This window comes from Burkholderia sp. CpTa8-5 (assembly GCF_017815045.1).
Taxonomy (GTDB): domain Bacteria; phylum Pseudomonadota; class Gammaproteobacteria; order Burkholderiales; family Burkholderiaceae; genus Burkholderia; species Burkholderia sola.
In genome coordinates, this window is sequence record NZ_JAGIQD010000026.1 from 32,147 (window position 1) to 58,018 (window position 25,872).

Annotated in this window: 26 protein-coding genes; 8 read left to right on the top strand and 18 right to left on the bottom strand. The window is 69.0% G+C overall.

Annotated elements, in window-relative coordinates; all coding sequences use genetic code 11:
• Positions 1 to 216 precede the first annotated feature (216 nt).
• The 9 genes from flgJ to flgB all read right to left on the bottom strand — a co-directional run bounded on the left by flgJ (position 217) and on the right by flgB (position 7,755).
• Positions 217 to 1,209 carry a flagellar assembly peptidoglycan hydrolase FlgJ gene (flgJ, locus tag J8I35_RS28285; protein WP_124593502.1) on the bottom strand — a complete coding sequence of 331 codons (993 nt, stop codon included), beginning with the start codon at positions 1,207 to 1,209 and terminating at the stop codon, positions 217 to 219.
• Entirely contained in the window at positions 1,210 to 2,385 is a 1,176-nt protein-coding gene (locus tag J8I35_RS28290; RefSeq protein WP_050014341.1) for a flagellar basal body P-ring protein FlgI, read from the bottom strand.
• Positions 2,386 to 2,390: 5 nt separating this feature from the next.
• Positions 2,391 to 3,080, bottom strand: coding sequence for a flagellar basal body L-ring protein FlgH (flgH, locus tag J8I35_RS28295; RefSeq protein ID WP_050014266.1), 690 nt, complete (start codon positions 3,078 to 3,080; stop codon positions 2,391 to 2,393).
• Between the two features lie 21 nt (positions 3,081 to 3,101).
• Positions 3,102 to 3,890: a flagellar basal-body rod protein FlgG gene (flgG, locus tag J8I35_RS28300; protein ID WP_175905256.1), complete on the bottom strand. Its 789-nt coding sequence runs from the start codon at positions 3,888 to 3,890 to the stop codon at positions 3,102 to 3,104.
• Between the two features lie 34 nt (positions 3,891 to 3,924).
• A complete protein-coding gene (gene flgF, locus J8I35_RS28305; protein WP_050014265.1) occupies positions 3,925 to 4,683 on the bottom strand; it encodes a flagellar basal-body rod protein FlgF in 759 nt (252 codons plus the stop codon).
• A gap of 19 nt (positions 4,684 to 4,702) precedes the next feature.
• Entirely contained in the window at positions 4,703 to 5,944 is a 1,242-nt protein-coding gene (flgE, locus tag J8I35_RS28310) for a flagellar hook protein FlgE (protein ID WP_050014264.1), read from the bottom strand.
• 27 nt (positions 5,945 to 5,971) lie between these two features.
• On the bottom strand, positions 5,972 to 6,718 hold the full coding sequence (locus J8I35_RS28315; RefSeq protein WP_050014263.1) for a flagellar hook assembly protein FlgD: 747 nt from the start codon (positions 6,716 to 6,718) through the stop codon (positions 5,972 to 5,974).
• Positions 6,719 to 6,785: 67 nt separating this feature from the next.
• Complete coding sequence (gene flgC, locus J8I35_RS28320; RefSeq protein WP_050014262.1) at positions 6,786 to 7,211, bottom strand: flagellar basal body rod protein FlgC; 426 nt, start codon at positions 7,209 to 7,211, stop codon at positions 6,786 to 6,788.
• Positions 7,212 to 7,266: 55 nt separating this feature from the next.
• The gene (flgB, locus tag J8I35_RS28325) at positions 7,267 to 7,755 is read right to left on the bottom strand and encodes a flagellar basal body rod protein FlgB (protein ID WP_050014261.1); all 489 of its coding nucleotides are present in this window, start codon (positions 7,753 to 7,755) and stop codon (positions 7,267 to 7,269) included.
• Between the two features lie 204 nt (positions 7,756 to 7,959).
• On the opposite strand from flgB, the gene flgA reads away from it, so the two are divergent.
• The 3 genes from flgA (at position 7,960) to J8I35_RS28340 (ending at position 10,164) form a co-directional block, all read left to right on the top strand.
• Positions 7,960 to 9,198, top strand: coding sequence for a flagellar basal body P-ring formation chaperone FlgA (gene flgA / locus J8I35_RS28330; protein WP_124631183.1), 1,239 nt, complete (start codon positions 7,960 to 7,962; stop codon positions 9,196 to 9,198).
• A gap of 117 nt (positions 9,199 to 9,315) precedes the next feature.
• On the top strand, positions 9,316 to 9,645 hold the full coding sequence (gene flgM / locus J8I35_RS28335; protein WP_050014260.1) for a flagellar biosynthesis anti-sigma factor FlgM: 330 nt from the start codon (positions 9,316 to 9,318) through the stop codon (positions 9,643 to 9,645).
• Positions 9,646 to 9,723: 78 nt separating this feature from the next.
• Complete coding sequence (locus J8I35_RS28340) at positions 9,724 to 10,164, top strand: flagellar protein FlgN (protein WP_124557371.1); 441 nt, start codon at positions 9,724 to 9,726, stop codon at positions 10,162 to 10,164.
• Positions 10,165 to 10,220: 56 nt separating this feature from the next.
• Here J8I35_RS28340 and J8I35_RS28345 read toward each other — a convergent pair whose 3' ends face one another.
• On the bottom strand, positions 10,221 to 12,071 hold the full coding sequence (locus tag J8I35_RS28345; protein WP_209928140.1) for a M24 family metallopeptidase: 1,851 nt from the start codon (positions 12,069 to 12,071) through the stop codon (positions 10,221 to 10,223).
• Between the two features lie 373 nt (positions 12,072 to 12,444).
• Here J8I35_RS28345 and J8I35_RS28350 point away from each other — a divergent pair, with 373 nt between their 5' ends.
• A complete protein-coding gene (locus tag J8I35_RS28350; protein WP_089488900.1) occupies positions 12,445 to 13,224 on the top strand; it encodes an XRE family transcriptional regulator in 780 nt (259 codons plus the stop codon).
• A gap of 64 nt (positions 13,225 to 13,288) precedes the next feature.
• On the opposite strand, the gene J8I35_RS28355 is transcribed toward J8I35_RS28350, so the two are convergent.
• The 4 genes from J8I35_RS28355 to J8I35_RS28370 form a co-directional block, all read right to left on the bottom strand.
• Positions 13,289 to 14,530 carry a multifunctional CCA addition/repair protein gene (locus J8I35_RS28355; RefSeq protein ID WP_124638315.1) on the bottom strand — a complete coding sequence of 414 codons (1,242 nt, stop codon included), beginning with the start codon at positions 14,528 to 14,530 and terminating at the stop codon, positions 13,289 to 13,291.
• Positions 14,527 to 15,174, bottom strand: a complete 648-nt coding sequence (locus J8I35_RS28360; RefSeq protein WP_124557368.1) for a glutathione S-transferase family protein — start codon at positions 15,172 to 15,174, stop codon at positions 14,527 to 14,529. Before J8I35_RS28360 ends, J8I35_RS28355 begins: the two co-directional genes overlap by 4 nt.
• 64 nt (positions 15,175 to 15,238) lie before the next feature.
• Positions 15,239 to 16,198, bottom strand: a complete 960-nt coding sequence (locus tag J8I35_RS28365) for a complex I NDUFA9 subunit family protein (RefSeq protein ID WP_124680326.1) — start codon at positions 16,196 to 16,198, stop codon at positions 15,239 to 15,241.
• A gap of 58 nt (positions 16,199 to 16,256) precedes the next feature.
• Positions 16,257 to 18,209: a lytic transglycosylase domain-containing protein gene (locus J8I35_RS28370; RefSeq protein ID WP_050014253.1), complete on the bottom strand. Its 1,953-nt coding sequence runs from the start codon at positions 18,207 to 18,209 to the stop codon at positions 16,257 to 16,259.
• Between the two features lie 8 nt (positions 18,210 to 18,217).
• Between J8I35_RS28370 and J8I35_RS28375 the strand changes: the two genes are divergently transcribed.
• Positions 18,218 to 18,826 (top strand): 5-formyltetrahydrofolate cyclo-ligase, encoded by a 609-nt coding sequence (locus J8I35_RS28375; protein WP_204383466.1) that lies wholly within the window; start codon positions 18,218 to 18,220, stop codon positions 18,824 to 18,826.
• 73 nt (positions 18,827 to 18,899) lie between these two features.
• Here J8I35_RS28375 and J8I35_RS28380 read toward each other — a convergent pair whose 3' ends face one another.
• Positions 18,900 to 19,412 carry a winged helix DNA-binding protein gene (locus J8I35_RS28380; protein ID WP_057924555.1) on the bottom strand — a complete coding sequence of 171 codons (513 nt, stop codon included), beginning with the start codon at positions 19,410 to 19,412 and terminating at the stop codon, positions 18,900 to 18,902.
• A 149-nt stretch (positions 19,413 to 19,561) separates the two neighbouring features.
• Here J8I35_RS28380 and pxpB point away from each other — a divergent pair, with 149 nt between their 5' ends.
• Genes pxpB through pxpA form a run of 3 tightly spaced genes read left to right on the top strand, consistent with a single transcriptional unit; the run spans position 19,562 to position 22,102 of the window.
• Positions 19,562 to 20,218: a 5-oxoprolinase subunit PxpB gene (gene pxpB / locus J8I35_RS28385; protein ID WP_050014251.1), complete on the top strand. Its 657-nt coding sequence runs from the start codon at positions 19,562 to 19,564 to the stop codon at positions 20,216 to 20,218.
• Positions 20,215 to 21,282 carry a biotin-dependent carboxyltransferase family protein gene (locus J8I35_RS28390; protein ID WP_050014250.1) on the top strand — a complete coding sequence of 356 codons (1,068 nt, stop codon included), beginning with the start codon at positions 20,215 to 20,217 and terminating at the stop codon, positions 21,280 to 21,282. Before pxpB ends, J8I35_RS28390 begins: the two co-directional genes overlap by 4 nt.
• A gap of 55 nt (positions 21,283 to 21,337) precedes the next feature.
• Entirely contained in the window at positions 21,338 to 22,102 is a 765-nt protein-coding gene (gene pxpA, locus J8I35_RS28395; RefSeq protein WP_050014249.1) for a 5-oxoprolinase subunit PxpA, read from the top strand.
• Between the two features lie 577 nt (positions 22,103 to 22,679).
• On the opposite strand, the gene J8I35_RS28400 is transcribed toward pxpA, so the two are convergent.
• The 3 genes from J8I35_RS28400 to J8I35_RS28410 are packed head-to-tail and all read right to left on the bottom strand — an operon-like array spanning position 22,680 to position 25,826.
• A complete protein-coding gene (locus tag J8I35_RS28400) occupies positions 22,680 to 23,825 on the bottom strand; it encodes a TraB/GumN family protein (RefSeq protein WP_050014248.1) in 1,146 nt (381 codons plus the stop codon).
• Positions 23,818 to 24,831, bottom strand: a complete 1,014-nt coding sequence (locus J8I35_RS28405) for a peptide ABC transporter ATP-binding protein (RefSeq protein ID WP_050014247.1) — start codon at positions 24,829 to 24,831, stop codon at positions 23,818 to 23,820. Before J8I35_RS28405 ends, J8I35_RS28400 begins: the two co-directional genes overlap by 8 nt.
• The gene (locus J8I35_RS28410; protein ID WP_209928143.1) at positions 24,828 to 25,826 is read right to left on the bottom strand and encodes an ABC transporter ATP-binding protein; all 999 of its coding nucleotides are present in this window, start codon (positions 25,824 to 25,826) and stop codon (positions 24,828 to 24,830) included. Before J8I35_RS28410 ends, J8I35_RS28405 begins: the two co-directional genes overlap by 4 nt.
• Positions 25,827 to 25,872: the final 46 nt, after the last annotated feature.

Consider the following 25,872-nt stretch of genomic DNA (forward strand, 5'->3'; position numbering starts at 1 on the left):
GCCGGTCTTTCTTGTCATGGGCGCCCGGGGCAACCGGTGCGCAATAAAACCGGGCCAGAACGGGGGCCCGGTCGCAGGTCTCTCACACTTAGCGGCAGTGCTGACCGAAAGTTTAGATCGAAACGGCGATTTATTTCTCGCAAACGTTGAAACCGCGCGCGGCAAGGTGCCGGGCGCGGTCCAAAAGGGGTGGCGAGCCGGGAGCGGGCGGGCCCGTCAGCCGATCTGCTGCATGATCGAGATCAGCTTCTTCGCGTAATTCGGGTCGGTGGCGTAGCCGGCCTTCTGCATCCCGTGCGCGAAGCCTTCGACGCTGCGGCTCGCGCTCAGCACGCCCGCATAGCGCGGGTTGTTCTTCAGCAGGTTCGCGTAATCGGTCATCGCGTGCTCGTACGAATCGTACGCACGGAACTTCGCGACCACGCGGCGCGGCGTGCCGTTCACGTATTCGGTGGTCAGCGCCGACACGGTGCGGCCGGTCCAGCCCTTGTTCGCCTTGATGCCGAACACGTTGTAGCTGGTCGAGCCGTCGGTCGCGCGGATCTCGCGCTTGCCCCAGCCCGATTCGAGCGCGGCCTGGCCGACGATGAAACGCGCCGGGATGCCGGTCGTCGCGCTGGCCGCCTGCGCGGGCGCCGCGAGCCGGTCGACGAACGCGTCCGCGTTCGGCACGCCGCTCGCGCCCTTGACCGGCGGCGTCAGCGCGCTGCCGGCCGAGTAGCCGCGCGCGCCCGCGAGCCCGCCGTTGTTCGCCGCGTTCGCATAGGCCTTCGCCATCGCGTTCATCGCGGCGAGGCTGCCTTCGTTGCCGGCCGTGCCGAGGCCGCCGGCGCCCATGCCGCCCAGACCGCCCGCGCCGACGTCGGCCGCCGTGTCGCTGCCCGCGCTGGCGCCCGCATTGCGCAGCAGCTGCTTCATCAGCGCATCGGCGACGCCGATGCCGCGCGTCGACATCTGCTGCGCGAGCTGCTGGTCGAGCATCGACGTGTACATCTTCGACGTATGCGAATCGAACAGGCCGCCGTCGGGCGACGCGTCGCGCATGCTCTTGAGCATCATCTGCGTGAACATCGCGTCGAACTGGCCGGCGACCGCCTTCGCGCCGGCCTGCGGCGACTGCTTCGCCTGCGCGCGCAGCGCGTCGAAACCCTGCACGTCGAGCGCGAAGCGCTGCGTGAGGTCGTTTGCGTTGGGGAGCGTGGCTGCCATTTAGATCACCTCCAGGTCGGCGCGCAGCGCGCCGGCCGCCTTCATCGCCTGCAGGATCGACATCAGGTCCGCGGGCGTCGCGCCGAGCGTGTTCAGCGCCTTCACGACGTCGGCGAGATTCGCGCCGGCCGTCACCATCTTCAGCGCGCCGTTGTCCTGCTTCAACTGGATCTGCGACTGCTGCGCGACCACCGTCTGCCCGTTCGAGAACGGCCCCGGCTGCGACACCACCGGCTGCGTGTTGACGACCACCGACAGGTTGCCGTGCGCGACCGCGCAGCTTTGCAGCGTGACCATCTGGTTCATCACGATCGAGCCGGTGCGCGCGTTCAGGATCACCTTCGCCGCGGCCTTGTCCGGGCTCACGTCGAGGTTCTGCAGGCGCGCCATGAACGCGACCTGCTGCGCGGAATCGGCCGGCGCCGCGAGCTGGATCGTGCGGCCGTCGAGCGCCGTCGCGGTGCCCGGGCCGAAGCTCGAGTTGACCGCGGACACGATCCGCTGCGCGGTGCCGTAATCCATGTCGTTCAGCTGCAGCTGCAGTACGCCGTTCATCTGCGCGACCGCGTTCGGCACCGCGCGCTCGACGATCGCGCCGCCGACGATCCGGCCGGCCGCGAGCTGATTCACCTGCACGCGGCTGCCGTTCGCGCTGGCGCCCGCGCCGCCGACCGCCATGTTGCCCTGCGCGAGCGCGTACACCTGCCCGTCCGCGCCCTTCAGCGGCGTGAGCAGCAGCGTGCCGCCGCGCAGGCTCTTCGCGTTGCCGAGCGACGACACGGTCACGTCGAGCGCTTCGCCGGGCCGTGCGAACGGCGGCAGCGTGGCCGTCACCATCACGGCCGCGACGTTCTTCAGCTGCATGTTGTTCAGCGACGACGGGCCGCCGTTGGCCGAACCGTTGTTGATCGAGATGCCGAGGTTCGCGAGCATGTTCGCGAGCGTCTGCGTCGTAAACGGCGTCTGCATCGTCTGGTCGCCCGTGCCGTCGAGGCCGACGACGAGGCCATAGCCGATCAGCGGGTTGTCGCGCACGCCCTGGATCTGCGCGAGATCCTTCAGGCGTTCCGCGTGCGCGGGCGCGGCGCCGAGCACGCACGCGGCCAGCACGACGGCGGCACACCGCGCGACGGCGCGTGCACGCAGCGACAGGCGGTGGAAAAGGGGGAGCTGCATCGTCATCACCACGGCGCGATGTTGAGGAAGAAGCGCTGCAGCCAGCCCATCGTCTCGGCTTCGTTGATATAGCCCTTCGACGAGTATTCGATCTTCGCGTCGGCGACCTGCGTCGAGTAGACGGAGTTCGCGCCCGAGATCGTGTTCGGGTTGACGACCCCCGAGAAGCGCACGAATTCGTTGCCCTGGTTGATCAGCATCTGCTTCTCGCCGCTGACCACGAGGTTGCCGTTCGGCAGCACGCTGGTGACGGTCACCGTGATCGTGCCGTTGAACGTGTTCGCCGCGCTCGCGCCGCCAGTGGCCGCGAACTTGTTCGCGCCGGCCGCCGACAGGTTCGCCTTCGCGAACAGCCCGCCGAGGAACGCGGCCGTCGGCACGCTGAAGTCGGTGTTGCCCTGCCGGTTGGTGTTCGCGCCCGACGACTTGGTCGCGTTGATGTTCTCCGCGATCATGATCGTCAGGATGTCGCCGATGTTGCGCGGGCGCTGATCCTCGAACAGCGGCCGCCCCGCGTAGCCGGGGTTGTAGATCGAGCCGGGCGCCTGCATCGACATCGGCATCGGCGGCTGCGCCGTCATCGGCTGCTGGATGATCGGATCGCGCGGAATCTGCGCGCAACCGGCGAGCGCCGCCACCGCGACCGCGCACGCGGCGCGGACGGTGGCTGACGAGGGGAGGCGAACCTGCTTCATGGCTGCGACGGGACGTTCCGGTTAGCTCTTCATCTGCGTGACGGTCTGCAGCATCTGGTCGGACGTCGTCACGGCCTTGCTGTTGATCTCGTAGGCACGCTGCGTCTGGATCATGTTGACGAGTTCCTGCACGACGTTCACGTTCGACGCCTCGACGTAGCCCTGGTTGAGCACGCCCGCGCCGTTCAGCCCCGGCTGCGACACGTTCGGCGCGCCCGACGACGTCGTTTCCGCGAACAGGTTCTCGCCCTTCGCCTCGAGGCCGGTCGGATTGATGAAGGTCGCGATCTGCAGCGAACCGATCTGCACCGCGTTGCCGGAACCCGGCTGCGTGACCGACACGACGCCGTCCTTGCCGATCGTCAGCGACTGCGCGTTCTGCGGCACGGTGATCGCCGGCAGGACCTGGTAGCCGCTCGACGTGACGAGCTGGCCCTGCGCGTTGGTCTGGAACGAGCCGTCGCGCGTGTACGCGTTGGTGCCGTCCGGCATCAGCACCTGGAAGAAGCCCGCGCCGTTGATCGCGACGTCCTTCGAGTTGCCGGTCTGCGTGAGGCCGCCCTGCGTGTACAGGCGCTCGGTCGCGACCTGCTGCACGCCGGTGCCGAGCTGCAGGCCCGACGGCAGTTCGGTCTGCTGCGTCGAGTTCGCGCCGGGCTGGCGGATGGTCTGGTACAGCAGATCCTCGAACACCGCGCGCGACGCCTTGAAGCCGTTCGTGCTGGTGTTCGCGAGGTTGTTCGAAATCACGTCCATCTGCGCCTGCTGCGCATTCATGCCGGTCGCGGCGATGTAGAGCGAACGATTCACTTGGTCAGTCTCCTGCGTAGGCTGGCGCGGGCGCTCAGCTGAAATTGAGCAGCTGGTTCGCCGTCTGCTCGTTCTGGTCGGCCGTCTGGATCAGCTTCGACTGAAGCTGGAACGCGCGCGCGTTGTCGATCATCGCGACCATCGCGGTCACCGGGTTCACGTTGCTGCCTTCGATCGAATTCGGCGTGACGACCACGTTCGGGTCGGCGTCGGCCGGATTGCCGTCGGCGGTGCGGAACAACCCGTCGTTGCCGCGCGTGAGCGTGGCCGGATCGGGATTGACGAGCTTCATCTGGTCGACGATCGCAACCGCCGTCGGCGGGTCGCCCGGCATCAGCGCGGACACCGTGCCGTCCTTGCCGATCGTCACTTCCGCGTTCGGCGGCACCGAGATCGGGCCGCCGTTGCCGACCACCGGCAGGTTGCTCGCGTTGACGAGCTGGCCGTTCTCGTCGACGTGCAGGTTGCCGGCGCGCGTGTACGCCTCGCCGCCGTCGGCCGTCTGCACCGACAGCCAGCCCGCGCCCTGCACCGCGACGTCGAGCGGATTGCCGGTGCGCGTGATCGGACCCGGCGCGTAATCGGCGCCGGGCGTGGACGCGAGCACGTAGGTGCGCGTCGTCGTCGGGTCGATGTTGCTGCCGTCGCCGAAATTCATCGGCACCGCGCGATACGTCGCGAGCTGCGCGCGAAAACCCGTCGTCGACGCGTTCGCGAGGTTGTTCGCGACGATCGCCTGCTGGTCGAGCGACTGCGACGCGCCCGTCATCGCCGTATAGATCAGTCGGTCCATGGCTGCCGGTTATCCGCGCTTACAGGTTGATGAGCGTCTGGTCGACGGTCTGCTGCGTCTTGATCGTCTGCGCGTTCGCCTGGTAGTTGCGCTGCGCGGTGATCAGGTTGACGAGCTGCGAGGTCAGGTCGACGTTCGAGTTCTCGAGCGCGCTGCCCTGCAGCGTGCCGTGGTTCGTGCTGCCCGGCGCCGACACCTGCGGCACGCCCGACGCCGACGATTCGGCGTACTGGTTGCCGCCGAGGTTCACCAGCCCGTTCGGGTTGTTGAAGTTCGCGAGCGCGATCAGGCCAAGCACGGCGGTCTGGCCGTTCGAGTAGTTGCCGGTCAGCTTGCCGTCGCTGCCGATCGAGTAGGTGGTGAGCCTGCCGCTCGCGTAGCCGTCCTGCGCGAGATTGTTCACGCCGTCCTTGCCGCCGTACTGCGTCGTGCCGGTCAGGTCCAGCGTCAGCGCCTGCGGCGTCGCCGAGCCGTCGGTGTTCGGCACGGTGAACTGGAACTGGCCGAGCGACGCGGTCGGCGCGGCCGGCGTGCCGGTCGTCGTGCTCTTGATCGCGCCCGACGTATCGAACGTGATCGTGCCGAGATCGGTCGTCGCGCCGCCCTGGACGCCCGCGTACGCTTCCCACGTGCCGGCCGCCGACTTCACGAAGTACATGTTGACCGCCTGCGAGCCGCCGAGCGAGTCGTACACCTGGATCGCGGTCGAGTAGTTGTACGTCGTGTTGTCGGTCGCGCTGAACGGCGTCTTGGTCGGCACCGTGTCCTGCGAGTTCAGGTTGAACTGGCCGGTGATCTTGGTCGTCGCGGTCGGCGCGATGTTGTTGGTCGGCGCCTGCAGCGGCACGGTCTGCGCGGTGTTGATCACGCCGCCCGCGTTGGCCGCGTAGCCCATCAGGTTACGGCCCTGCGCGTCGACGATGAAGCCGTTCTTGTCGCGCTGGAACGTGCCGTCGCGCGAGTACGTCGTCACGCCGTTGTTCGACATCTGGAAGAAGCCGTTGCCGTTGATCGCGACGTCGAGCGACGAGTTCGTCGTATTGATCGTGCCCTGCCCGAAGTTCTGCTGCACCGAGTTCAGCGACGTGCCGATGCCGATCTGCGTGTTGACCGACGTCGCGACCGAGTTCGCGTACATGTCGGCGAACTGCGCGGTGCTCGACTTGAAGCCGACCGTGTTCGCGTTCGCGATGTTGTTGCCGATCACGTCCAGCGCGTTCGATGCGCCGGCGAGGCCGCTCAGACCCTGTTGATAACCCATTTCGCTCTCCGTGACGAGAAAACTCGATCAGTTGGTGGTGGTGTCGCCGGTCGAGGACGACTTCGTGTTCGGGAAGATCGACGCAACCTGGGTGAGCCCCACCGTCGTGCCGTTCGACAGCACGAGCCCCGCCGTGCCGTCCGCCTGCTTGATCACGCTCTGCACCGTCGCGGCCGCGAGCACGGTCGGCGCATACGTCTTGCCGTCGCTGCCCGTGTACTGCGCGCTCACGGTGTAGACGCCGTCGGGCAGCGCGTTGCCGGCCGCGTCCGTCGGCGTCCAGTTGAACGGCACGGTGCCGGCCGACTGCTTGCCCGCGTTGATCGTGTTGACGACGGCGCCCGTCTTGTCCTTCACGGTGATCGTCAGGTTCGACACGTCGCTCGCGAGCGACACGCCGAACGGCGACGCCGCGCCGCTCTTCACGCCGACGCTGTTGCCCGGCGCGAGCACGTTGGTGCCGATCAGCAGCGCGGCCTGCGTCTGCTGGCCGGCCGCGAGCTGCGTCGACAGCGACGTGAGCGACGTGTTCAGCTGCGCGATGCCGCTCACCGTGTTGATCTGCGCGAGCTGCGACGTCATCTGCGAGCTGTCCACCGGGCTGGTCGGATCCTGGTTCTGCAGCTGCGTGACGAGCAGCTTCAGGAACGTCGCCTGCAGGTCGCTCGCCGACGTGCCGTTGGTCGACGACACGTTGTTGGTGTTCATCGTGTCGGTCGGCAGCGTCGACACGTTGGTGCCGTTGCCGCCGATCGTCGTGTTGGAGGAAGTCATCCTGGGTGGCCTTCTGTCGGAACTGTCGGTCCGGGTCTCGGTAGGAAAAGGTCGGGCGGCGCGCGGCTTACGAGCCGATCGTCAGCGTCTTGAGCATCAGCGTCTTCGCGGTGTTCAGCGTCTCGACGTTGGCCTGGTACGAGCGCGACGCCGAGATCATGTTCACCATCTCCTGCACCGGGTCGACGTTCGGCATCTGCACGTAGCCGTTCGCGTCGGCGGACGGGTTCGCCGGGTCGTAGGTCGATTTCATCGGCGACGGGTCGTCCATCACCTTGGTCACGCGCACGCCGCCCACGCCCTGGCCGGACGCGCTGCGCGCGCCGCCGATCGGATCGGTCGCGAACACGACCTGCTTGGCCTTGTACGGCTTGCCGTCGGGGCCGGTCGCGCTGTCGGCATTCGCGAGGTTCGACGCGGTCACGTTCAGGCGCTGCGATTGCGCGGACAGCGCCGAACCGGCGACGCCGAAGATGTTCATCAACGAAGGCATGGAGGCTCCTTGTGCTGGGTGCCGGATTCGGAAGCGGCCGGCGCTTACGAGTTCGTTACGAGTTCGTCGTGATCGCGGCGAGCATCGCCTTGATCTGCTGGGTCATCACGGTCATCCCGGTTTCGTAGTGCAGCGCGTTGTTCGCGAACTGCACGCGCTCGACGTCGAGATCGACCGTGTTGCCGTCGAGCGACGGCTGCAGCGGCATCCGGTATTGCGCGCGGCCGTAGTCGTCCGACGGGCCGCCGGTCGGGATCAGCTTCGCGGTGCCGGCCATGTGGCCCGCCGCCGTCGACACCATCGACATGCCGCTCGTCACGCCGGCCGGCTGCGCCATCGGCAGTTGCGCGGCGTTGCTGGGCGCGAGCCCGCCGCCCGTCTGCTTCAGCGAGCGCGCGAGCGTCGACGCGAAATCGACGTCGCGGGCCTGGTAGCCGGGCGTGTCGGCGTTCGCGATGTTCGACGACAGCAGTTCCTGCCGATAGGCGCGCACGTCGAGCGCCTGTCGGCCGAACGCGAATTCCGCATCGAGTTTGTCCAGCATGTGTGCGTCTCTCCGTATGAAGCGCTGCACGCCCCTCGCACCGGATGGCGACCCGAGAGGCTTTTTTCCATGACAGCGATGGTAGGCGCGGGACGCAACCGGCAATCGGGCGAATAACGCGGCAAAGGCCCCCTCTATTCATCGTTTGCGCGACGCCCCGGCTCCCTAGAATGCGAAGCGGATCAACGGATCGGAGGCATGGCGATGACGGGCGGCGCACTTCGCGGCAGGAACGGGCGGCTCACGCACGCCCGGCGTGCGTTCGCGCTCGCCGCGGCGCTGTGGATCGCCGCGCCCGCCGTGCACGCCGATGACGGGATGATCGTGATTCCCGGGCGCGGCGAGACGGCCGAAACCGCGCTCGCGCACGCCAATGCAGCGAGCGGCGGGCAGTTCGGCGGGAATGCGGGGATCGCTTCGGCGTCGGCTTCGGGCGGACGGCGCGCGGCTGGCGCGGCGAGCGCCGCGACCGGAGATGGCTACGCGGCACAACCGGCCGGCCAGATGGTCGTGACGAGCGTCCCGCCGCCGGCCGCTGTGCAGGCCCCTGCGCCGCTCCCCGTCTATGCAGCCGCCCGCGCGAACGCCGGATACGGCACGACGCCGCGCGCGGCGGACCCCGCCGCCATCGCGACGGTCGTCGCCGGCACGGCCGAGCCTGCATCGGCTTTCGCGCGGCCGGCGCCGCAATCGGCAGCTTCGGCGCGCCTCGCGGCAGCCCGTGCCGCGTCGGCCGCAGCGGCAGCGCGCACCTCGGCCGCTTCCGCCAACCCGGCCCCGGCTCCGGCCGCCGCTACGGCCCAGCCCGCGACGCCGCCCGGCCAGCAAGACCCCGAAACGATCCGGCGCGCGGCGCTCGCGTTCCTGCAGCAGCAGATCGCCGGCCTGCCCGGCAAGACCACCGCGACGGTCACGACCGCCTTTCCGCGCGGGCTCGCCGCATGCACGACGCTCGAGCCGTTCTTGCCGACCGGCGCGCGCCTGTGGGGCCGCACGACGGTCGGCGTGCGCTGCGCGGGCGAGCGGCCGTGGACCGTCTACCTGCAGGCGAAGGTCGCCGTGCAGGCCACCTATTACGTCGCCGCGCGGCAGATCGCGCCCGGCGAGCCGCTCTCCGCGGCCGACCTGGTCGCGCGCGACGGCGACCTGACGGTGCTGCCGCTCGCGGTGATCACCGATCCCGCGCAGGCCGTCGGCGCGACCGCGCTCGCGCGCATCTCGGCCGGGCTACCGCTGCGGCAGGACATGCTGAAGAGCGCGGCGTCGGTGTCGGCCGGCCAGACGGTGCGGGTCGTCGCGGCCGGCCCCGGCTTCACGATTTCGGCCGAGGGCAGCGTGCTCGCGAATGCGGCGCCGGGCCAGTCGGTACGCGTGCGGATGGCGGCCGGGCAGATCGTCACGGCGATCGTCAAGGACGCCGGCACCGTCGAAATTCCGCTGTAGGAACGGATCTGCCGCAAAAATGTAAAGAATTGTTTATTCGGGGCATTTCGGGCTCGCGATGCTAAAGTTCGGGCCGACCCGGCCGTTATCTGGGTCAAACCGTACAGGAAACCCATCGTGAAGATCGATTCCACTCCGAAACCGAGCCCCCTCGCGCCGACCGGCACCGGCGCGGCCCGTGCGCCGTCCGGCACGGCCCAGTCGTCCGCACAGGCAGCCGATGCAGGATCGAGCGGCAGCGACACGAACGTCAACCTGTCGGGTCTGTCCGGCCAGCTGCGTTCGGTATCCGCGTCGGGCGACGCCGATATCGACACGGGTCTGGTCCAGTCGATCAAGGACGCGCTGAACGACGGCACGCTGACGATCGACGCGAACAAGATTGCCGACGGCGTATTGAACACCGCCCGCGAACTGCTGCAGCAGCAGCGCCCGCAGGGCAGCTAAGCCCCGGCCTCGTGGCCGGGTCACCCGGTTTGCCGGCGCGCGCGACACCGCACGCACCGGCGTGACGAGCATGACGCGATGAGAGAAGAGCTGCTGGCCACGGTCAACGACGAACACGCGACGATCGAGGCGTTCGCGTCCCTGCTCGTCTACGAGGAAAAGGCGCTGACGACGGCCGAGCCGCTCGAGATGCTGCCCGGCATCGTCGAGAAGAAAAGCGAACTGATCGACCGGCTCGCGCAGCTCGAACGCACGCGCGACACGCAGCTTTCCGCGCTCGGCTTTCCGGCCGGCAAGAAAGGCATGGACCAGGCGGCCGAGCGCGATGCGCGCCTCGCGGGCCGCTGGCAACTGCTGCAACAGGCCGCCGAACGCGCGCGCCAGGCCAATGCGAACAACGGGATGCTGATCCGGATCCGGATGGACTACAACGAGCGCGCGCTCGCGGTGCTGCGCTCGGCGCCCGCGCCGTCCGGCGTGTACGGCCCCGACGGACGCGTGTCGGCGCTCGCGCGCTGACCGGCCGACGTCGCACCGCGCGGCCGCCCTGCAGCCGCGCCTGTCCCTTCCCTTCGTTACAGCAGCGGACACGCGGTGACCTGCGTGCCGCTTTCCACGCACCGCCGCTCGTAGTCGCGCAGGTACGCACGCTCGGCGTCGTCCAGCAGATCCAGATCGATCAGGTCCCAGTCGTAGCCGACCGTCACGATGTTCTCGAACGTCACGGTGCCGGGCTGCGCGTCGTCGGGCCGCACGATCACGATGTTCTCGATCCGCACGCCGCCCTTGCCCGGCAGATAGATGCCCGGCTCGACCGAAATCACCGCATTCGGCACCAGCCCGTAACGCGCGCCCGGCGCGAACCGCACGCCGCCCTCGTGCACGTGAATCCCGACGCCGTGCCCGGTGCCGTGGCCAAAATCATGGCCGTGATCGCGACACACCTGCCGCACCAGCGCATCGACGTCGCCGCCTGTCGCGCTCGCCGGAAAGCGCGTGACGAGCCCCTTGATGCAAGCCTTCAGCGCGACCGTGTAGATCTCGCGCTGCCACGGCTGCGCGACCGTGTCCGGCCGCGTGCGACGCAGCACGACGCGCGTGCAGTCCGTCGCGAAGCCGGCTTCGTAGTACGCGCCGCTGTCGAGCAGCACGAGTTCGCCTTCGGTCAGCTCGACGTCGGCGCTCGCCGCCGTGTAATGCGCGAACGCGCTGTTCGCGCCGTTCGCCGCGATCGACGGAAACGACAGCGCGACCGCCGAACGGGCGCCGTATGCGTCGTTGATCGTGCGCGCGAGGTCGTACTCGGTGTGGCGCACGCCCGGCTCGCCGGTCTTTGCCCAGCGCATCGTCTCGGCGATCGCCGCGGCGCTGCGCGCGAACGCGTCGCGGAACTGGTCGAGCACCGCCGGCGTCTTGCTCGCCCGCATCGCCTCGACCGGGTTGAAATCGGCATGCCGCGCGTGCGGCCACACGCGGTTCACCGCGTCGACGAGCGCGCAGTTCACCGATTCGAAGCCGTAGCACACGTGCTCGACCGCGAACTGCGCGAGAAAGCGCTCGAGCGCCGCGACGTCGCGCCGGATCACGTGCAGCGCCGGATACGAATCGAGCGCGACCTCGCAGCGGTCGCAGCCTTCCGGCAAGAACAACGCCACCTGAGCGCCGATCGCGAACAGGAAGCCGAGGTGCGACGACGCATTCGGGATGTGATAGCCGCGGCTGTTCAGCAGATACGCGAGATCGTCCGACGCGCAGGTGAAGAACGCGGTCTTGCCGTCGGCCGCGCCGGTATGCGCGGCGAGCCGGCGGTTCAGCGTGTCGAGGTTCTGCGCGACGCTCAGGCCGGTCATCGTGGCGGGAATCTCGAAGATCGGCCGCTCGACGTTCCAGCCCGGCAGCGCGATCGCCTGGTCGATTTCGCGATCGGCGAGGCTCGTCCAGTCGAGCGTCGCGGCCTGCGTCTGCTCGAACAGCCGGTTGCGCTGCGCGACGCTGATCCGCCGTGCGTCGTAGCCGACCCGCGCGAGCCGGCTCGCGTGCGCGACCAGCCAGTCGGCCATCGCCTGCCAGATCGTCACGTCGATGCCGAGCTTCTCGACGCGCACGCGCGCCGGATCGCACTGCTCGTCGGCCTGGAAGTGATAGCGGCCGTCGACGAACAGCACGAACGGCGGCACGCCAAGCGCCTGCGCGGTCGCCGCGCTCAGGAAGATCCCGCAGCCGGCCGAGCCGTCGAAGCCCGACACCGCGTAGCGCGGGTTGTTGCTGCGCGGCAGGTACTCGGTCACGTACTCGTCCTGCGACGTGATCACCACCGCGTCGAGTCGCGCGGCATCGAGCAGGCGCGACAGGCCGGCCTGGGTCTCGGCGACGGACGCGTCGTACGAGGGAAGGCCGGAGAAGCTGTATTTCAGTCGGTCGATCATCGGATGCCCGTTATTCATTGTTGTCCGCGGCTAGCGGCGCGTCGCGGCAGCGCTGCTGCCTGACACGACACGTCGCCGCGGCGCAGCTCGCGCATGGCGCGACGCGCGGCCGGACCGCGCCGCGGTTCCAGCGGCCGCTCTCGGCAAATTTTCGTCTCACTTAACTTTGTTTGATGCGCGACAGAATCTAGAGCAGGCCGAAATCGAGGTCAAGCCAAAATTTTCGTAGGACTAAAATCGGCGCACGGCCTGCGGATCCCGGCACAGCGCCAATTCACCCGGCGATGCTGCGCGGTACAATGCGCCGGCCTCCGCCCCGGCGAGCGCACCGCCGCCGTGCCCGCGCCCCGACTCGTTGCCACGAAAGAGATTCATGGATTCAGACCTCATGCGTATCGGCCAGCGCATTCGCCGCCTGCGCCGGGAAGCGAAGAAGACGCTGCTGGAAGTCGCGACCGAAGCGAAACTGTCGGTCGGGTTCCTGTCGCAGGTCGAGCGTCATCTGACGGGCATCTCGCTGTCGTCGCTCGTCAACGTCGCGAAGGCGCTGGGCGTGCCGCTCGGCACGCTGATCGAGCAGCCTCGCCAGCCGCAGCCCGATTCGCACGAGGGCAGCCGCAAGCCGTACGCGCTCGACGCCGCGTCGCAATGGTACGAACGGCTGTCCACCACGTTCGACGGCAGCCAGATCAACGCGCTGAAAGTGCAGATGATGGAAGGCTACCGGTCGGAATGGGTCGCGCACGGCGGCGACGAATTCGTGTACGTGCTGGCCGGCCGCGTCTGCTACACGGTCGGCAGGAAGAATTACCCGCTGGGGCCCGGCGACTCGCTGCACTTCGACGCGCGCAAGCGGCATCGCGTGGCCAATGTCGGCGACGGGCCGGTCGAGCTGATCACCGTCAGCACGCTGCCGCTGTTCGACGACAGTTCGGCGGAATTCGCGTCCGCGACGACGGAAATCCGGCAGTCGAAGCCCGCCGAGCCGCGCGTGAGCCGCCGTGCGCCGACGCCCAGACGGGATGTTCGCGACGCCGCCGCGGCGCGGCCGTCCAAGGTTGACGCAGCCGACAAGAAGGGTTCGGCGAAGCCGCGCGCCGCCGCCGGCAAACGCCCGGCGGCCGCGACGCCGGCGCGCAGGAAGAAACCGTAACGGCCGACGGGCGCACATGCCGCGCGCCCGGTTCCGCGCCGATTACTCGCCGACTATTCGTCGACTACTCGCCGATCGCGAGCGCCTGCGCGACGGCCTGGATCCGCGCGCGATGCACGGCTTCCTTGATCTTCTCCGTGTCGCTGCCGATGCCACGCGCGATCGCGCCGGCATCGACGCTGCGCGCGGCCGCGAGCGCGACGCGCAGCCGCTCGGCCTGCGGATACGGCTGCGCATCGAGCCCGAGCCGGCCGCGCGCGTCCGATTCGCACGCCTGCAGCAACTCGGCGAAGCGCGCCGGCTTGCGCAGCGCGTCGCTGCGCTCGAAGAGCCGCACCAGCGCGGCCGCGCCCATCTCCATTACGCGATGCAGGTTGCCGTGCTCGCGCGCGACCACCAGCGCGAGATCGCGGCATTCGTTCGGCACGCGCAGCCGCTCGCACAACGGCTTGAGCAGCTCGACGCTGCGGCTTTCGTGGCCGACGTGGCGCGGCAGCACGTCCGCGGGCGTCGTGCCCTTGCCGAGATCGTGCGTGAGCGCCGCGAAGCGCACCGCCAGCGAATAGCCCTGCTTCGCCGCGTAGTCGACGACCATCATCACGTGCACGCCGGTATCGACTTCCGGGTGGTAATCGGCGCGCTGCGGCACGCCCCACAGCGCGTCGACCTCCGGCAGGATGCGCGCGAGCGCGCCGCAGTCGCGCAGCACCGCGAACATCCGCGACGGCTTCGCCTCCATCAGCCCGCGCGCGATTTCCTGCCACACGCGCTCGGGCACGAGCGCGTCGACCTCGCCCGCGTCGACCATCCGCCGCATCAGCGCGAGCGTTTCGTCGGCGACCGTGAAATCCGCGAACCGTGCGGCGAAGCGCGCGATGCGCAGGATCCGCACCGGATCCTCGACGAACGCGTCGCTCACGTGCCGGAACACGCGCGCGCGCAGGTCGGCCTGCCCGTCGAACGGATCGATCACCGGGCCGACCAGCGCGCCTTCCGGGCTCACCTCGCGCGCCATCGCGTTGATCGTCAGGTCGCGCCGCGCGAGATCCTCGTCGAGCGTCACATCCGGCGCGTAATGGAACCGGAAGCCGTGATAGCCGGCCGCCGTCTTGCGCTCGGTGCGCGCGAGCGCGTATTCCTCCTGCGTCTGCGGATGCAGGAACACCGGGAAATCCTTGCCGACCGGCCGGAAGCCCTGCGCGGTCATCTGCTCGGGCGTCGCGCCGACCACCACGTAGTCGCGATCCTGCACCGGCACGCCGAGCAATTCGTCGCGGATTGCTCCGCCTACTGCGTAGATGTTCATGGCTGCGGTTCGTATTCGGCGATCACGTTGGTTTCGCGGCGCGCGGCATCGATCCACCGCTGCACCGCCGGCAGCGCCGTCACGCGCGCCGCATAGCCGGCCGCCTCCGGCGACAGCGCCGGCGCATACGTGTTGAAGCGCATCACGACGGGCGCATACATCGCATCGGCGATCCCGAATTCGCCGAACAGGAACGGCCCGCCCGACGCCTCGATGCATTCGCTCCACAGCGCGTCGATGCGCGCGACGTCGGCGAGCGCGTCGGGCGTCGCGCCGCGCCCCGGCATCGACGCGCGGATGCTCATGCCCATCTGCGTGCGCAGCGCCATGAAGCCCGAATGCATCTCGGCGGACACGCAGCGCGCATGCGCACGCGCGAGCGGGTCGGCCGGCCACATCGGGAATTGCGGATAGCGCTCGGCGAGCGTCTCGGCGATCGCGAGCGAATCCCAGATCGCCGCGCCGTGATCGTCGACCAGACACGGCACCTTGCCGGTCGGCGAGTATTCGCGGATGCGCGCGGCCGTGTCGTCGCGGCGCAGTTCGACCACGATCTCGTCGAACGGGATGCCGAAATGCGCGAGCAGCAGCCACGGCCGCATCGACCACGACGAGTAGTTCTTGTCTCCAATGACGAGCTTCATGACGGGGTTCCGAAAAATGCGAAACAGGAAACGAAAGGCGCCGACCGGCGGCGCCCCGCGGGTATTAGCGACGCGAGCGGAACCAGTCGAACCGCGAGCGCGTCGGCGCTTCGCCGAGATACGCGGGCGCAATGCTTTCGAGACTCGCGGGCGAGAGCCCGAGTTCCGGCGCGAGCGGCCCCGACAGCACGTTCGGCACCGACATCGTCGCGAGATTGTCGCGCGTGAGCACCGGCTCCCCCGGCAGGCATTCGAACACGCTCGCCTGCAGCCGCGCAAGCGCGTCGGGCAGCCGCACGATGCGTGCCTGCCGGCCGACCAGCGTGCCGCAGTAGCGCACCAGTTGCTCGAGCGTGTAGACGGTCGGGCCGCCGAGTTCGTAGGTCTTGCCGTGCGCACCCGCGAGATCGAGCGTGTTGACGAACGCGCGCACGACGTCGCCGACGAACACCGGCTGGAAACGCGCGTCGGGCATCGCGAGCGGCAACACGGGGACCGTGCGCTGCAGTTTCGCGAACGTATTGAGGAAGGCGTCGCCCGGGCCGAACACGACCGACGGCCGGAAGATCGTCAGCGCGAGCGAATCGGTGGCCGCGACCGCATGCAGCGCGGCTTCGCCGTCGCCCTTCGAGCGCTGGTACATGCTCGCGCCGTGCGAATCGGCGCCGAGCGCGCTCATGTGCAGCAGGCGCTGCACGCCGACCTCGGTGCAGGCGGTCGCCAGCGCGGCCGGCAGCGCAACGTGCGCGCGCTCGAAGCCGGGCCCGTACGGCGTGCCCCGGCCGCCGTGCAGCACGCCGATCAGGTTGATCGCCGCGTGCGCGCCGGCGACGAAGCGCGCGAGCGTGCGCGTGTCGAGCGCATCGAGTTCGACGATGTCGACCGGCAGCATCTGCAGGTGGCGCGCGTGGTCGCGCCGCCGCGTGCCGATCCGCACCTGCTTGCCGGCGTCGATCAGCGCATTGACGAGCCGGCTGCCGATGAAGCCGGTGCCGCCCAGCAGCGCGACGGTCTGGCGATCCATTGTTCGAGTCCTAAAAAGAACACTGCCGCGTCTCGCGCGGCAGTGTGAAGATTGCGTATCAGGGCGAGATCATGCCTAGACGTTTCTTCAACGACTGCGGTTTGCCCTCGAAGAGCGCCGCGTAGTAGACGGTGTTCGACAGCACGTTCTTCACGTAGTCGCGCGTCTCGTTGAACGGAATCGTCTCCGCGAAGATCGCGCCTTCGACCGGCTGCGTCAACACCTGGCGCCACTGGCGCGGCCGCCCCGGGCCCGCGTTGTAGCCGGCCGTGGCGAGCACCGGCGAGCTGTCGAAGTTGTTGTAGATGTCCGCGAGATACCAGGTGCCGAGCTGGATGTTGGTGTCGATATCGTGCATCTGCGCACGCGAGATCGTGCCCATGCCGAGCTTCTTCGCGACCATCTGGGCCGTCGCCGGCATCAGCTGCATCAGGCCGCCCGCGCCCACCGACGAACGCGCGCTGATGATGAAGCGCGATTCCTGGCGGATCAGCCCGTACGCCCATTCGACGTCGAGTCCCGTCGATTGCGCGTAGCGCTCGACGGTCGTGCGGTACGGCGACGGATAGCGCAGCGTGAAATCGTGCTCGGCTTTCGTGCGGTCGGCCGTGTTGACCGTGCGGTCGAGCAGTTCGACGCGCTTGCCGTATTCGGCGGCCGCGAGCAGTTGGCGATCGGTCATCCCGCGCAGCGGCCAGTTCCATTCGCGATTGCCTTCGAGGCGCAGGTTCAGCGCGTAGAAGCGTTGCGCGAGCGCGAAGCCCGGAATCTTGCCCATCGCGTCGACCTCGGCGTCGCTCACCTTCGTGCGCGGCGGAATCGTCGTGCGCTGGCCGAGCTCTTCGCCGGCCAACTGCCCGTAGAAGTTGAACTGGCCGGCGACCTGCTCGAATTCCTGGTTCGCCTGCAGCGTGTCGCCGCTCTGCTTGAGCGCGCGCGCATGCCAGTAGATCCACGCCGGGTCGTTGCGCAGCGACGGCGGCATCTGCTCGATCGACCAGCGCACCATCGGCCAGTTGCCGGCGAGCAGCGCGGCGCGCGTGCGCCATTCGTAGCCGGGATTCGACAGCGGCGCGTTCGCCGATTTCGCATACCAGACCGACGCCATCGGCGAGCGCTTGATCGCGCCCTGGTAGCCGATCGCGCCCCACGCGATCGCCTGCTCCTGCTTGGTCAGCGACGGCGCGACCGTCGTCAGCATCCCGGCGGCGGCGTCCGGATCGTTGCGCGCCATGCGGCTGAGCGCGATCAGCGCGATCTGATGCGATGCGGCGTCAGCCCCGACGCCGCGCGCGAGGTACAGCGGCGGCGCGCTCGTCGCCTGGTCGAAGCCGACGGGGCGCGGGCCGAGCGCGTCGACGATCTTGCCGCCGAGCGTCGTGTAGTTCTGCTCGTACGCGAGGCGCGCCTGCTGCCACACGTCGTCGCTCGTGAACTGCTGGTTGACGGTGAGCGCGGTGATCAGGTCGACGCACGCATCGCCGTAGTTCTTCGGCTCGACGAGCAGCGCGCGCGCCGCGTCGGCGACGTTCTCGTTGCGCGCCGCGCGCGACTCGAGCGCGTAGCACTTGACCTGCGTGTCGTCGTCGAGCACGAAGCGCTTGTACTGGTCGTCGAAATTGCGCCAGTCGTGGCGCGCGCCGAGCACGAGCAGGTAGTCGTTGCGCAGGCGATCGGCGATCGCCTGGCCGTCGTAGCGCTGCAGGAACGACTGCACGGGCGCGTCCGGCGCATCGACGCGCGCGCGGCCCGTCGAATCGAACAACTGCGGCTTGATCTGGAAATACTCGACGTAGGACGGCACCGGATAGTTCGGGATCATCGACGCGAGCTGCGCGGCCTTCGCGGCGTCGTTGCGGCGTGCGGCTTCGCGAAGCTGCACGAAGATCTGGTCGTCCCCGGCGAGCGTGTCGTCGTTCGGTGCGGCGCATGCGGCCGTGCCGGCGACGAGCGCGGCGGCCGAAAGCGCGAGCGCGACCGCGCGATATACTCGGAAAAGGCTGTTCGACATCGTTTTGAATGGAGCACGAAGTGACCGAAAGCATAGCACGCAACCCTGTGCCGAACCCGAAGGTTGCGCTGCGCAAAACGCTGTCCGGCGCCCGTCGCGACGCCGCGTCGCAACCCGCCGCGAACGCCGCGCTCGATGCGCGGCTGCGCACGCTGCTCGACCGTCTGGCGCCGCGCACGGTCGGGTTCTACTGGCCGCTGCCGGGCGAATTCGATGCGCGCGACGCGGTGCTCGCATGGTGCGCGGCGGGGCCCGGCCGGTGCGCCGCGCTGCCGGTGATCGGCGAGCGTCACACGCCGCTCGCGTTCCGCGCGTGGGACGCGCACACGCCGATGCGCGAAGGCCATCACCGGATTCCCGAACCGGCGTCGGGAATCGTCGTCGTGCCCGATCTTTTGCTGATTCCGTGCGTGGGATTCGATCCGCAGCGCTACCGGCTCGGCTACGGCGGCGGCTACTACGATCGCACGCTCGCCGCCTGGCCGGGCGACACGCTGCCCGTGACGGTCGGCATCGCGTACGAAGCGTGCCGCGTCGATGCGCTGCCGGCCGAGGCGCACGATCTCGCGCTGCGCTGGATCGTCACCGACGGTGCGCTTTACCCGGCCGCCGGATGATGGCGCGCGCGGCGCCGCGATCGTCGCGGCTTGCCGTGAGCGCGTCGCGGCGACCGACCGTTTCCGCGCTCGGTTACAGCGACGCCGCCGCGCGCGCGGCCGTGTCGTAGAGGCCCGACGCGTGGCGCAGCAACTGCGCCGCGTCTCCGATCTGCGCGTTGGTGAGGCCGCTGTCCTTCAGCGTCTCGATCAGGCAATGCTCGCGCACCTCGCGGTACTTCAGGCACAGCTCGCGGCCCGCGTCGGTCGCGAAGAAGAACACTTCCTTGCCGCTCTTCTCGCTTTTCACATAGCCGCGGGCGATCAGTTTTTTCAGCGCATAGGTCGCGACGTGCGTATCCTCGATATTGAGCACGAAGCAGATGTCGGCGAGCTTCTTCTTGCGTTCGCGATGGCTGACGTGATGCAGCAGCGAGACCTCGACCGCCGTCATGTCCTTCGCGCCCGCCGCCGACATGCAGCGCACCATCCAGCGGTTGAACGCGTTGCCGGCCATGATGAGCCCGTATTCGAGTTCCGACAGCTCCGCGCTCGAATCGGAAACGAGGTGTTCGGATGACACGATCTTGGTCGCAGGACGCTTCATGGAAAGGCGGCGCAAGCCGGATGACAGGATGTGCCCGAGTGTACGCCAGAAGCCCCGGCCTACGAGCTAGGCGAAAACGCTTATTGAGAAGTTGTCGATATTTTATTGACAATGTGCGCTAACATTGCCGTCCGAACCGTGCCAGTCCGATGACGCCACCCCGCATTTATCCGCTCGGCGATGCCGCCCTCGTCTGCGAGGTGCCGCCGCCCGCCACGCTCGATTGCCAGCGCCGCGTCTGGGCCGTGGCCGCGGCCGCGCGCGCGTGGCCCGACGTGATCGACGTCGTCCCCGGCATGAACAACCTGACCATCGTGTTCGACCCGCTCGCCGCGACGGCCGACTCGCTCACGCCCGCGCTGCGCGACGCGTGGGAGACGGCCGACGTCGAGCACGCGGACGGCCGCGAGGTCGAAATCCCGGTCGAGTACGGCGGGGCCGCCGGCCCCGACCTGGCCGCCGTCGCAGCGCACACGGGGCTGTCGGCCGACGAGGTCGTCGCACGCCACGCGGCCGGCGCCTACGTCGTGTTCTTCGTCGGATTCCAGCCGGGCTTCGCGTATCTGGGCGGCCTCGACGCGTCGCTGCATACGCCGCGCCGCGCGGCGCCGCGCCTCGAGGTGCCGGCCGGCTCGGTCGGCATCGGCGGCGCGCAGACGGGCATCTACCCGGCCACGTCGCCCGGCGGCTGGCAGCTGATCGGCCACACGTCGCAGCGGCTGTTCGATCCGGCGCGGCCGCAGCCGACGCTGCTGCTGCCCGGCGACCGCGTACGCTTCACCATTGCGGGAGTCGACGCACGATGACCCAGAGCAACGCACCGGGCACCGTCGAGGTCGTGCGGGCCGGCCCGCTGTCGACCGTGCAGGATCTCGGGCGCCGCGGCACGCGCCATCTCGGCGTCGCGCAAGGCGGCGCGCTCGACGGCCTCGCGCTCGAAGTCGGCAACCGGCTCGTCGGCAACCGCCCCGACGCGGCGGCCGTCGAAATCACGATCGGCCCCGCCACGTTCCGCTTCACGCGCGCCACGCGCATCGCGATCACCGGCACCGAGTTCGGCGCGACGCTCGACGGCAAGCCCGTGTATTCGTGGTGGAGCCTGCCGGTCGACGCCGGCCAGACGCTCGTGCTGCCGGCCGCGAAACGCGGGATGCGCGGCTACCTGTGCATCGCGGGCGGCATCGACGTGCTGCCGATGCTCGGCTCGCGCAGCACCGATCTCGCGTCGCGCTTCGGCGGCCTCGGCGGTCGCACGCTGCGCGACGGCGACCGGCTGCCGGTCGGCGCGCCGCCGGCCGGCGCCGGCTGCCTCGCGGCCGACGCGCCCGAATTCGGCGTGAAGGCGCCGGCGTGGTGCGCGTTCGTGCGCGTCGACGAGCCGCCGCGCCGTCACCGCCCCGCGCATGCGCCGTGGGCGATGCCCGTGCGCGTGCTGCCGGGCCCGGACTACGCGTCGTTCGCGGCCGATTCGCAGCAAGCGTTCTGGGACGAGGAATGGCTCGTCACCGCGAACAGCAACCGGATGGGCTATCGCCTCGCCGGCGCCGAGCTGGTGCGCGAGCGGCCGGCCGAGCTGCTGTCGCACGCGGTGCTGCCGGGCACGATCCAGGTGCCGCCGAACGGCCAGCCGATCGTGCTGATGCACGACGCGCAGACCACCGGCGGGTACCCGAAGATCGGCACGGTGATCCGCGCCGACCTGTGGAAGCTCGCGCAGGCGCGGCTCAACCTGCCGATCCGCTTCGTGCGCACGACGCCCGACGCCGCGCGCGCCGCCCTCGTCGCGGAACGGGCGTACCTGCGCCAGATCGACGTCGCGATCGAGATGCGCGAGGAAGCGCGCCGCCGCGCGCAATCGCGCGCGGCGTGACAATGGCGGAAGCGGTAACGAAAGACGCGCCACGCAACCAGTGGACGAGGAACATATGGAAATCGATCTGAATGCCGATCTCGGCGAAGGATGCGGATCGGACGAGGCGCTGCTCGACCTCGTCACGTCGGCGAACATCGCATGCGGCTGGCATGCAGGCGGCGCGAATGCGATGCGCGACTGCGTGCGCTGGGCCGTGCAGAAAGGCGTGTCGATCGGCGCGCACCCGAGCTTTCACGATCCGGAGAATTTCGGCCGCAAGGAAATGCAGCTGCCGGCCGGCGACATCTATGCGGGCGTGCTGTACCAGCTCGGCGCGCTGTCGGCGATCGCGCAGGCCGAGGGCGGGCGCATCGCGCACGTGAAACCGCACGGCGCGCTGTACAACCAGGCCGCGCGCGACCCGCTGATCGCCGACGCGGTGGTGTCCGCGATCCACGACTTCGATCCGTCGCTCGCGGTGTTCGGACTCGCGAACAGCGTATTCGTCGCGGCCGCGCGGCATGCGGGGCTCGCCGCGGTGGAGGAAGTGTTCGCCGATCGGGGCTACCGCGCGGACGGCTCGCTGGTGCCGCGCAGCCAGCCCGGCGCGTTGATCGACGATGAGGATGCGGTGCTCGCGCGCACGCTCGACATGGTGCGCAACCGGCAGGTGCGCGCGCTGAGCGGCGAATGGGTGCCGCTCAATGCGCAGACCGTCTGCCTGCATGGCGACGGGCCGCATGCGCTGGCGTTCGCGAAGCGGATCCGCGCGGCGCTCGAGGCCGCCGGCGTCGACGTGGTGGCGCCCGGAGCGGTGCAGGCCGACGAAGGCGCGTAACTGCCCGTTCGACGCACTCGACGCATTCGCGACGTTGCCCGCTCACCGCACGTTTTCATCGCACCAAAGAAAAAAGCGCCCTCGTGGCGCTTTTACGTTGATGCAATCGCTGCGGCTTCGCCGTCTGTCGATTCATCCCCCGAAACCGTCTTTCGACGGTGACCGGAAAAATATTCCGGATTAAAAAACGTCCGCCGCCGCCCGATCACTGCCTTCCCCGGTCAGACGACGGAACGTCGCTTATGTGCAAGTCGACCTGCATGCCTATGTTGTTCGACGACGATTGGCCCCGCCGTGCATGCAGACTCTCCGCGGCCGGCACGTGCTTCACGTGCCGGCGACGCTCACCCCGCGCTTTATTTCTGCTACCCCGTAGAACTTATCTATTCTTTTCATTTTTTCAACTTGTGGGATGAAGAATAGATATCGGCCGATCGGGATGTCAATCGTTTTAAACGCTATTTTCCGATGATTCGAGGGTTTTCCTTATCGACCGACGCCCCGCGCGCAAGCGCCTCGCGCGGGGCGCGCGACGTCGATCAAACAGGGGAAGATCGGTGCGGACAGCCGGGCGCGATCAGTTCGCGTCGACCCGGTATCCTTGCTGGCGCAACAATTCGAGCACGCCGCGCGAGCCGCCCAGATGCAGCGCGCCGATCGCGACGAACAACGGCCGGTTCGGCGCGGCGATTGCCGTCATCCGTGCAACGAAGCGCCGGTTGCGCTCGTACACGATCTTGTTGTCGAGCGACGCCGACAACGCCTTCGAACGCGCGAGCCGCTCGCTCTTCGCGACGGCCCACGCGGCGATCGCATCGGCGTCGCCAATTCGCCACAGTCGATGCAGCGCCTTGATGTCGTCGGCGTTCTGCGCGGGCGTCTGCACCATGTCCTGCGCGAGCATCTCGCGCTGCTCGGCGAGCGTCAGCCCGGTGAATGCGCGCATCTGTTCGGCGAGAGTCTCGAGCCCGATCACGCGGCCGCCCTTGCGCTTCAGGAACACGTTCTGCAGTTGCGCCTCGGTGCCGTATTCGGTCTGCAGGCCGGCCGACAGCGAATCGTAGGTCTCGACGACGAGCGCCGCGAGCCACGGCCGCATCTTGCGGATCTCGGCGAGCGCGGCCGGGTTGCCGCGCAGGCGCGCCGCGAGCCGCTGCCACAGCGGCTCGGGCAGCAGGCGCTGCAGGCACGGGTAGCGGCACACGCCGTACTTCGACACGTCGTCCTGCGATTCGAGCAGATCGTCGGGCGACAGCTCGAGCGCGAGCGTCGGCGACGCGGCGAGCGCCGCGAGGATCTGCGGCCGGAACGGCTGCGCGCTCGGGTAATCGGACGGGTCGCCCGTGTGCAGCGTGCCGAGCACGTAGAGCGTGACCTTGCCGCGGGTCGCGACGTAGAACGGCATGCGCGCCGGCTGCACGCGCACGGTGCCGCGCGACACCGTGCCATCGGACACGGCCGGCGCATGGAAGCCCGGCAGGCTCATGCCGGGCCGCGGCACCTGCGACGGATGAATCGGCGAGGTCGCCGGCGCACGCCCTTCGGCGCGCGCCGGTTCGACGGGGACCATGACGCTGGCCGCCACGCACGCGCCGGCCAGCGCCGCGCCCGTGACGGTACGCACGCTCCAGCGCCGCGCATCGCGGTACGCACGCATCGCGCGCGCGCCGCCTGCTCCCGCACGGCGCACGCCGGACACGCGCGCCGCCAACGCTTCAGGCATTCTCCTCCCCGACCTCCTCGGCGCGATGGCAGGCCACGCGCCGGCCGTCGACTTCGCGCAATGGCGGCTCCTCGACGCGGCACCGCTCGATCGCGTACGGGCAGCGCTGGTGAAACGAGCAGCCCGACGGCGGATTGAGCGGCGACGGCAACTCGCCCTGCAGCTTGATCTGCACGCGGCGATCTTCCTCGAAGATCGCCGGCGTCGCCGACATCAGCGCCCGCGTGTACGGATGACGCGGCCGTGCGTAGATCGTCGCCTTGTCGCCGAGCTCGGCGACGCTGCCGAAGTACATCACCATCACGTCGTCCGCGACATGCTCGACCACCGACAGGTTGTGCGAGATGAACACGTAGCTCGTCTTGAACTGCTCTTGCAGATCCATGAACAGGTTCAGGATCTGCGCCTGGATCGACACGTCGAGCGCGGACACCGGCTCGTCGGCGACGACGATGCGCGGATCGAGGATCATCGCGCGCGCGATCGCGACCCGCTGGCGCTGGCCGCCCGAGAACATGTGCGGATAGCGTTTCGCGTGCTCGGGCCGCAGGCCGACCGTGCGCATGATCTGCGCGATGCGCGCGGCGCGCTCGGCGGCCGTCAGGTTCGCATTGATCTCGAGCGGCTCCGCGAGCGTCTGCTCGACGGTCTTGCGCGGATTCAGCGACGCGAACGGGTTCTGGAACACCATCTGCACGCGGCGGCGCAGGTCGGCGACCGTCTCGCGGTTCGCGCCGGCGACGTTCTTGCCGTCGATCACGAGGCTGCCGGCGGTGGGCGTCTCGATCATCGTCAGTTGGCGCGCGAGCGTCGACTTCCCGCAGCCCGACTCGCCGACGACGGCGAGCGTCTTGCCGCGCTTCAGCGAGAACGACACGCCGTTCAGCGCCTTCACCGTGCCCTGCCCGAACATCCCGCGCTTCACCGTGTAGTGTTTCGCGAGGCCATCGGCCACCAGGACGTCCTCGTCGTGCGACGCGTGGCGCGTATCTTGGACTGCGTTCATCGTGCGCCTCCCGTCACGTCGAGGTTGGAAAGATTGAGCGGCTTGATGCAGCGCGCGCGCATCGCATCGTTGCCCGACACCAGCGCGTCGAGCGCCGGCCGCGCCTTGCGGCAATCGTCGACGACGTACTTGCAGCGCGGCGCGAACAGGCACCCGGACGGGCGATCATCGCGGCCCGGCACCATGCCCGGCAATGCGGCAAGGCGACGCGCCCCCTGATTGTGCTCGGGAATCGCCGCGAGCAGCGCTTCGGTGTACGGATGATGCGGCGCGCGGAAGATGTCGGGCACGCGGTTGGTCTCGATGATCTCGCCCGCGTACATCACCGCGACGCGATGCGCGACCTCCGACACCACGGCCAGATCGTGCGAGATCAGCACGAGCGCCATCCCGCGCTCCTTCTGCAGCTTCACGAGCAGATCCATGATCTGCGCCTGGATCGTCACGTCGAGCGCGGTGGTCGGCTCGTCGGCGATCAGCAGCTTCGGGTTGCACGCGACGGCCATCGCGATCATCACGCGCTGGTTCATCCCGCCCGACATCTGGTGCGGAAACGATGCGATGCGATTCTTCGCATCGGGAATGCCGACCTGGTCGAGCAGCTCCAGCGCGCGCCGGTGCAGCGCGTCGCCGCGCAGCCCTTCGTGCAGCTTCAGCACTTCCTTGATCTGGTAGCCGACCGTGTAGCTCGGGTTCAGGCTCGTCAGCGCGTCCTGGAACACCATCGCGATGTCCTTGCCGACGATCTTGCGGCGCGCCTTCGGCGATGCCTTCAAGAGATCGACGCCGTTGAACGTGACCTCGTCGGCCGTCACCTTGCCGGGCGCGTCGATCAGGCCCATCAGCGCCATCATCGTCACGCTCTTGCCCGAGCCCGATTCGCCGACGACGCCCACCACCTCGCCCGGCGCGACCGACAGGTTGATCCGGTCGACCGCGGGCAGGCCGTTGAAGTTCACCGCGAGATTGCGGATGGTCAGTAGATTTTGGCTCATGTCGTCCTCCGCCGGGCCGCCCCAAGGAGGGCGACCGCCCCCTTGG

Excerpts from the sequence above, each read along its gene's own strand:
- flgJ (WP_124593502.1), bottom strand. The coding sequence starts at position 1,209 with ATGGCAGCCACGCTCCCCAACGCAAACGACCTCACGCAGCGCTTCGCG.
- J8I35_RS28290 (WP_050014341.1), bottom strand. The coding sequence starts at position 2,385 with ATGCAGCTCCCCCTTTTCCACCGCCTGTCGCTGCGTGCACGCGCCGTC.
- flgH (WP_050014266.1), bottom strand. The coding sequence starts at position 3,080 with ATGAAGCAGGTTCGCCTCCCCTCGTCAGCCACCGTCCGCGCCGCGTGC.
- flgF (WP_050014265.1), bottom strand. The coding sequence starts at position 4,683 with ATGGACCGACTGATCTATACGGCGATGACGGGCGCGTCGCAGTCGCTC.
- flgE (WP_050014264.1), bottom strand. The coding sequence starts at position 5,944 with ATGGGTTATCAACAGGGTCTGAGCGGCCTCGCCGGCGCATCGAACGCG.
- J8I35_RS28315 (WP_050014263.1), bottom strand. The coding sequence starts at position 6,718 with ATGACTTCCTCCAACACGACGATCGGCGGCAACGGCACCAACGTGTCG.
- flgC (WP_050014262.1), bottom strand. The coding sequence starts at position 7,211 with ATGCCTTCGTTGATGAACATCTTCGGCGTCGCCGGTTCGGCGCTGTCC.
- flgB (WP_050014261.1), bottom strand. The coding sequence starts at position 7,755 with ATGCTGGACAAACTCGATGCGGAATTCGCGTTCGGCCGACAGGCGCTC.
- flgA (WP_124631183.1), top strand. The coding sequence starts at position 7,960 with ATGACGGGCGGCGCACTTCGCGGCAGGAACGGGCGGCTCACGCACGCC.
- J8I35_RS28340 (WP_124557371.1), top strand. The coding sequence starts at position 9,724 with ATGAGAGAAGAGCTGCTGGCCACGGTCAACGACGAACACGCGACGATC.
- J8I35_RS28345 (WP_209928140.1), bottom strand. The coding sequence starts at position 12,071 with ATGATCGACCGACTGAAATACAGCTTCTCCGGCCTTCCCTCGTACGAC.
- J8I35_RS28350 (WP_089488900.1), top strand. The coding sequence starts at position 12,445 with ATGGATTCAGACCTCATGCGTATCGGCCAGCGCATTCGCCGCCTGCGC.
- J8I35_RS28355 (WP_124638315.1), bottom strand. The coding sequence starts at position 14,530 with ATGAACATCTACGCAGTAGGCGGAGCAATCCGCGACGAATTGCTCGGC.
- J8I35_RS28360 (WP_124557368.1), bottom strand. The coding sequence starts at position 15,174 with ATGAAGCTCGTCATTGGAGACAAGAACTACTCGTCGTGGTCGATGCGG.
- J8I35_RS28365 (WP_124680326.1), bottom strand. The coding sequence starts at position 16,198 with ATGGATCGCCAGACCGTCGCGCTGCTGGGCGGCACCGGCTTCATCGGC.
- J8I35_RS28370 (WP_050014253.1), bottom strand. The coding sequence starts at position 18,209 with ATGTCGAACAGCCTTTTCCGAGTATATCGCGCGGTCGCGCTCGCGCTT.
- J8I35_RS28375 (WP_204383466.1), top strand. The coding sequence starts at position 18,218 with ATGGAGCACGAAGTGACCGAAAGCATAGCACGCAACCCTGTGCCGAAC.
- J8I35_RS28380 (WP_057924555.1), bottom strand. The coding sequence starts at position 19,412 with ATGAAGCGTCCTGCGACCAAGATCGTGTCATCCGAACACCTCGTTTCC.
- pxpB (WP_050014251.1), top strand. The coding sequence starts at position 19,562 with ATGACGCCACCCCGCATTTATCCGCTCGGCGATGCCGCCCTCGTCTGC.
- J8I35_RS28390 (WP_050014250.1), top strand. The coding sequence starts at position 20,215 with ATGACCCAGAGCAACGCACCGGGCACCGTCGAGGTCGTGCGGGCCGGC.
- pxpA (WP_050014249.1), top strand. The coding sequence starts at position 21,338 with ATGGAAATCGATCTGAATGCCGATCTCGGCGAAGGATGCGGATCGGAC.
- J8I35_RS28400 (WP_050014248.1), bottom strand. The coding sequence starts at position 23,825 with ATGCCTGAAGCGTTGGCGGCGCGCGTGTCCGGCGTGCGCCGTGCGGGA.
- J8I35_RS28405 (WP_050014247.1), bottom strand. The coding sequence starts at position 24,831 with ATGAACGCAGTCCAAGATACGCGCCACGCGTCGCACGACGAGGACGTC.
- J8I35_RS28410 (WP_209928143.1), bottom strand. The coding sequence starts at position 25,826 with ATGAGCCAAAATCTACTGACCATCCGCAATCTCGCGGTGAACTTCAAC.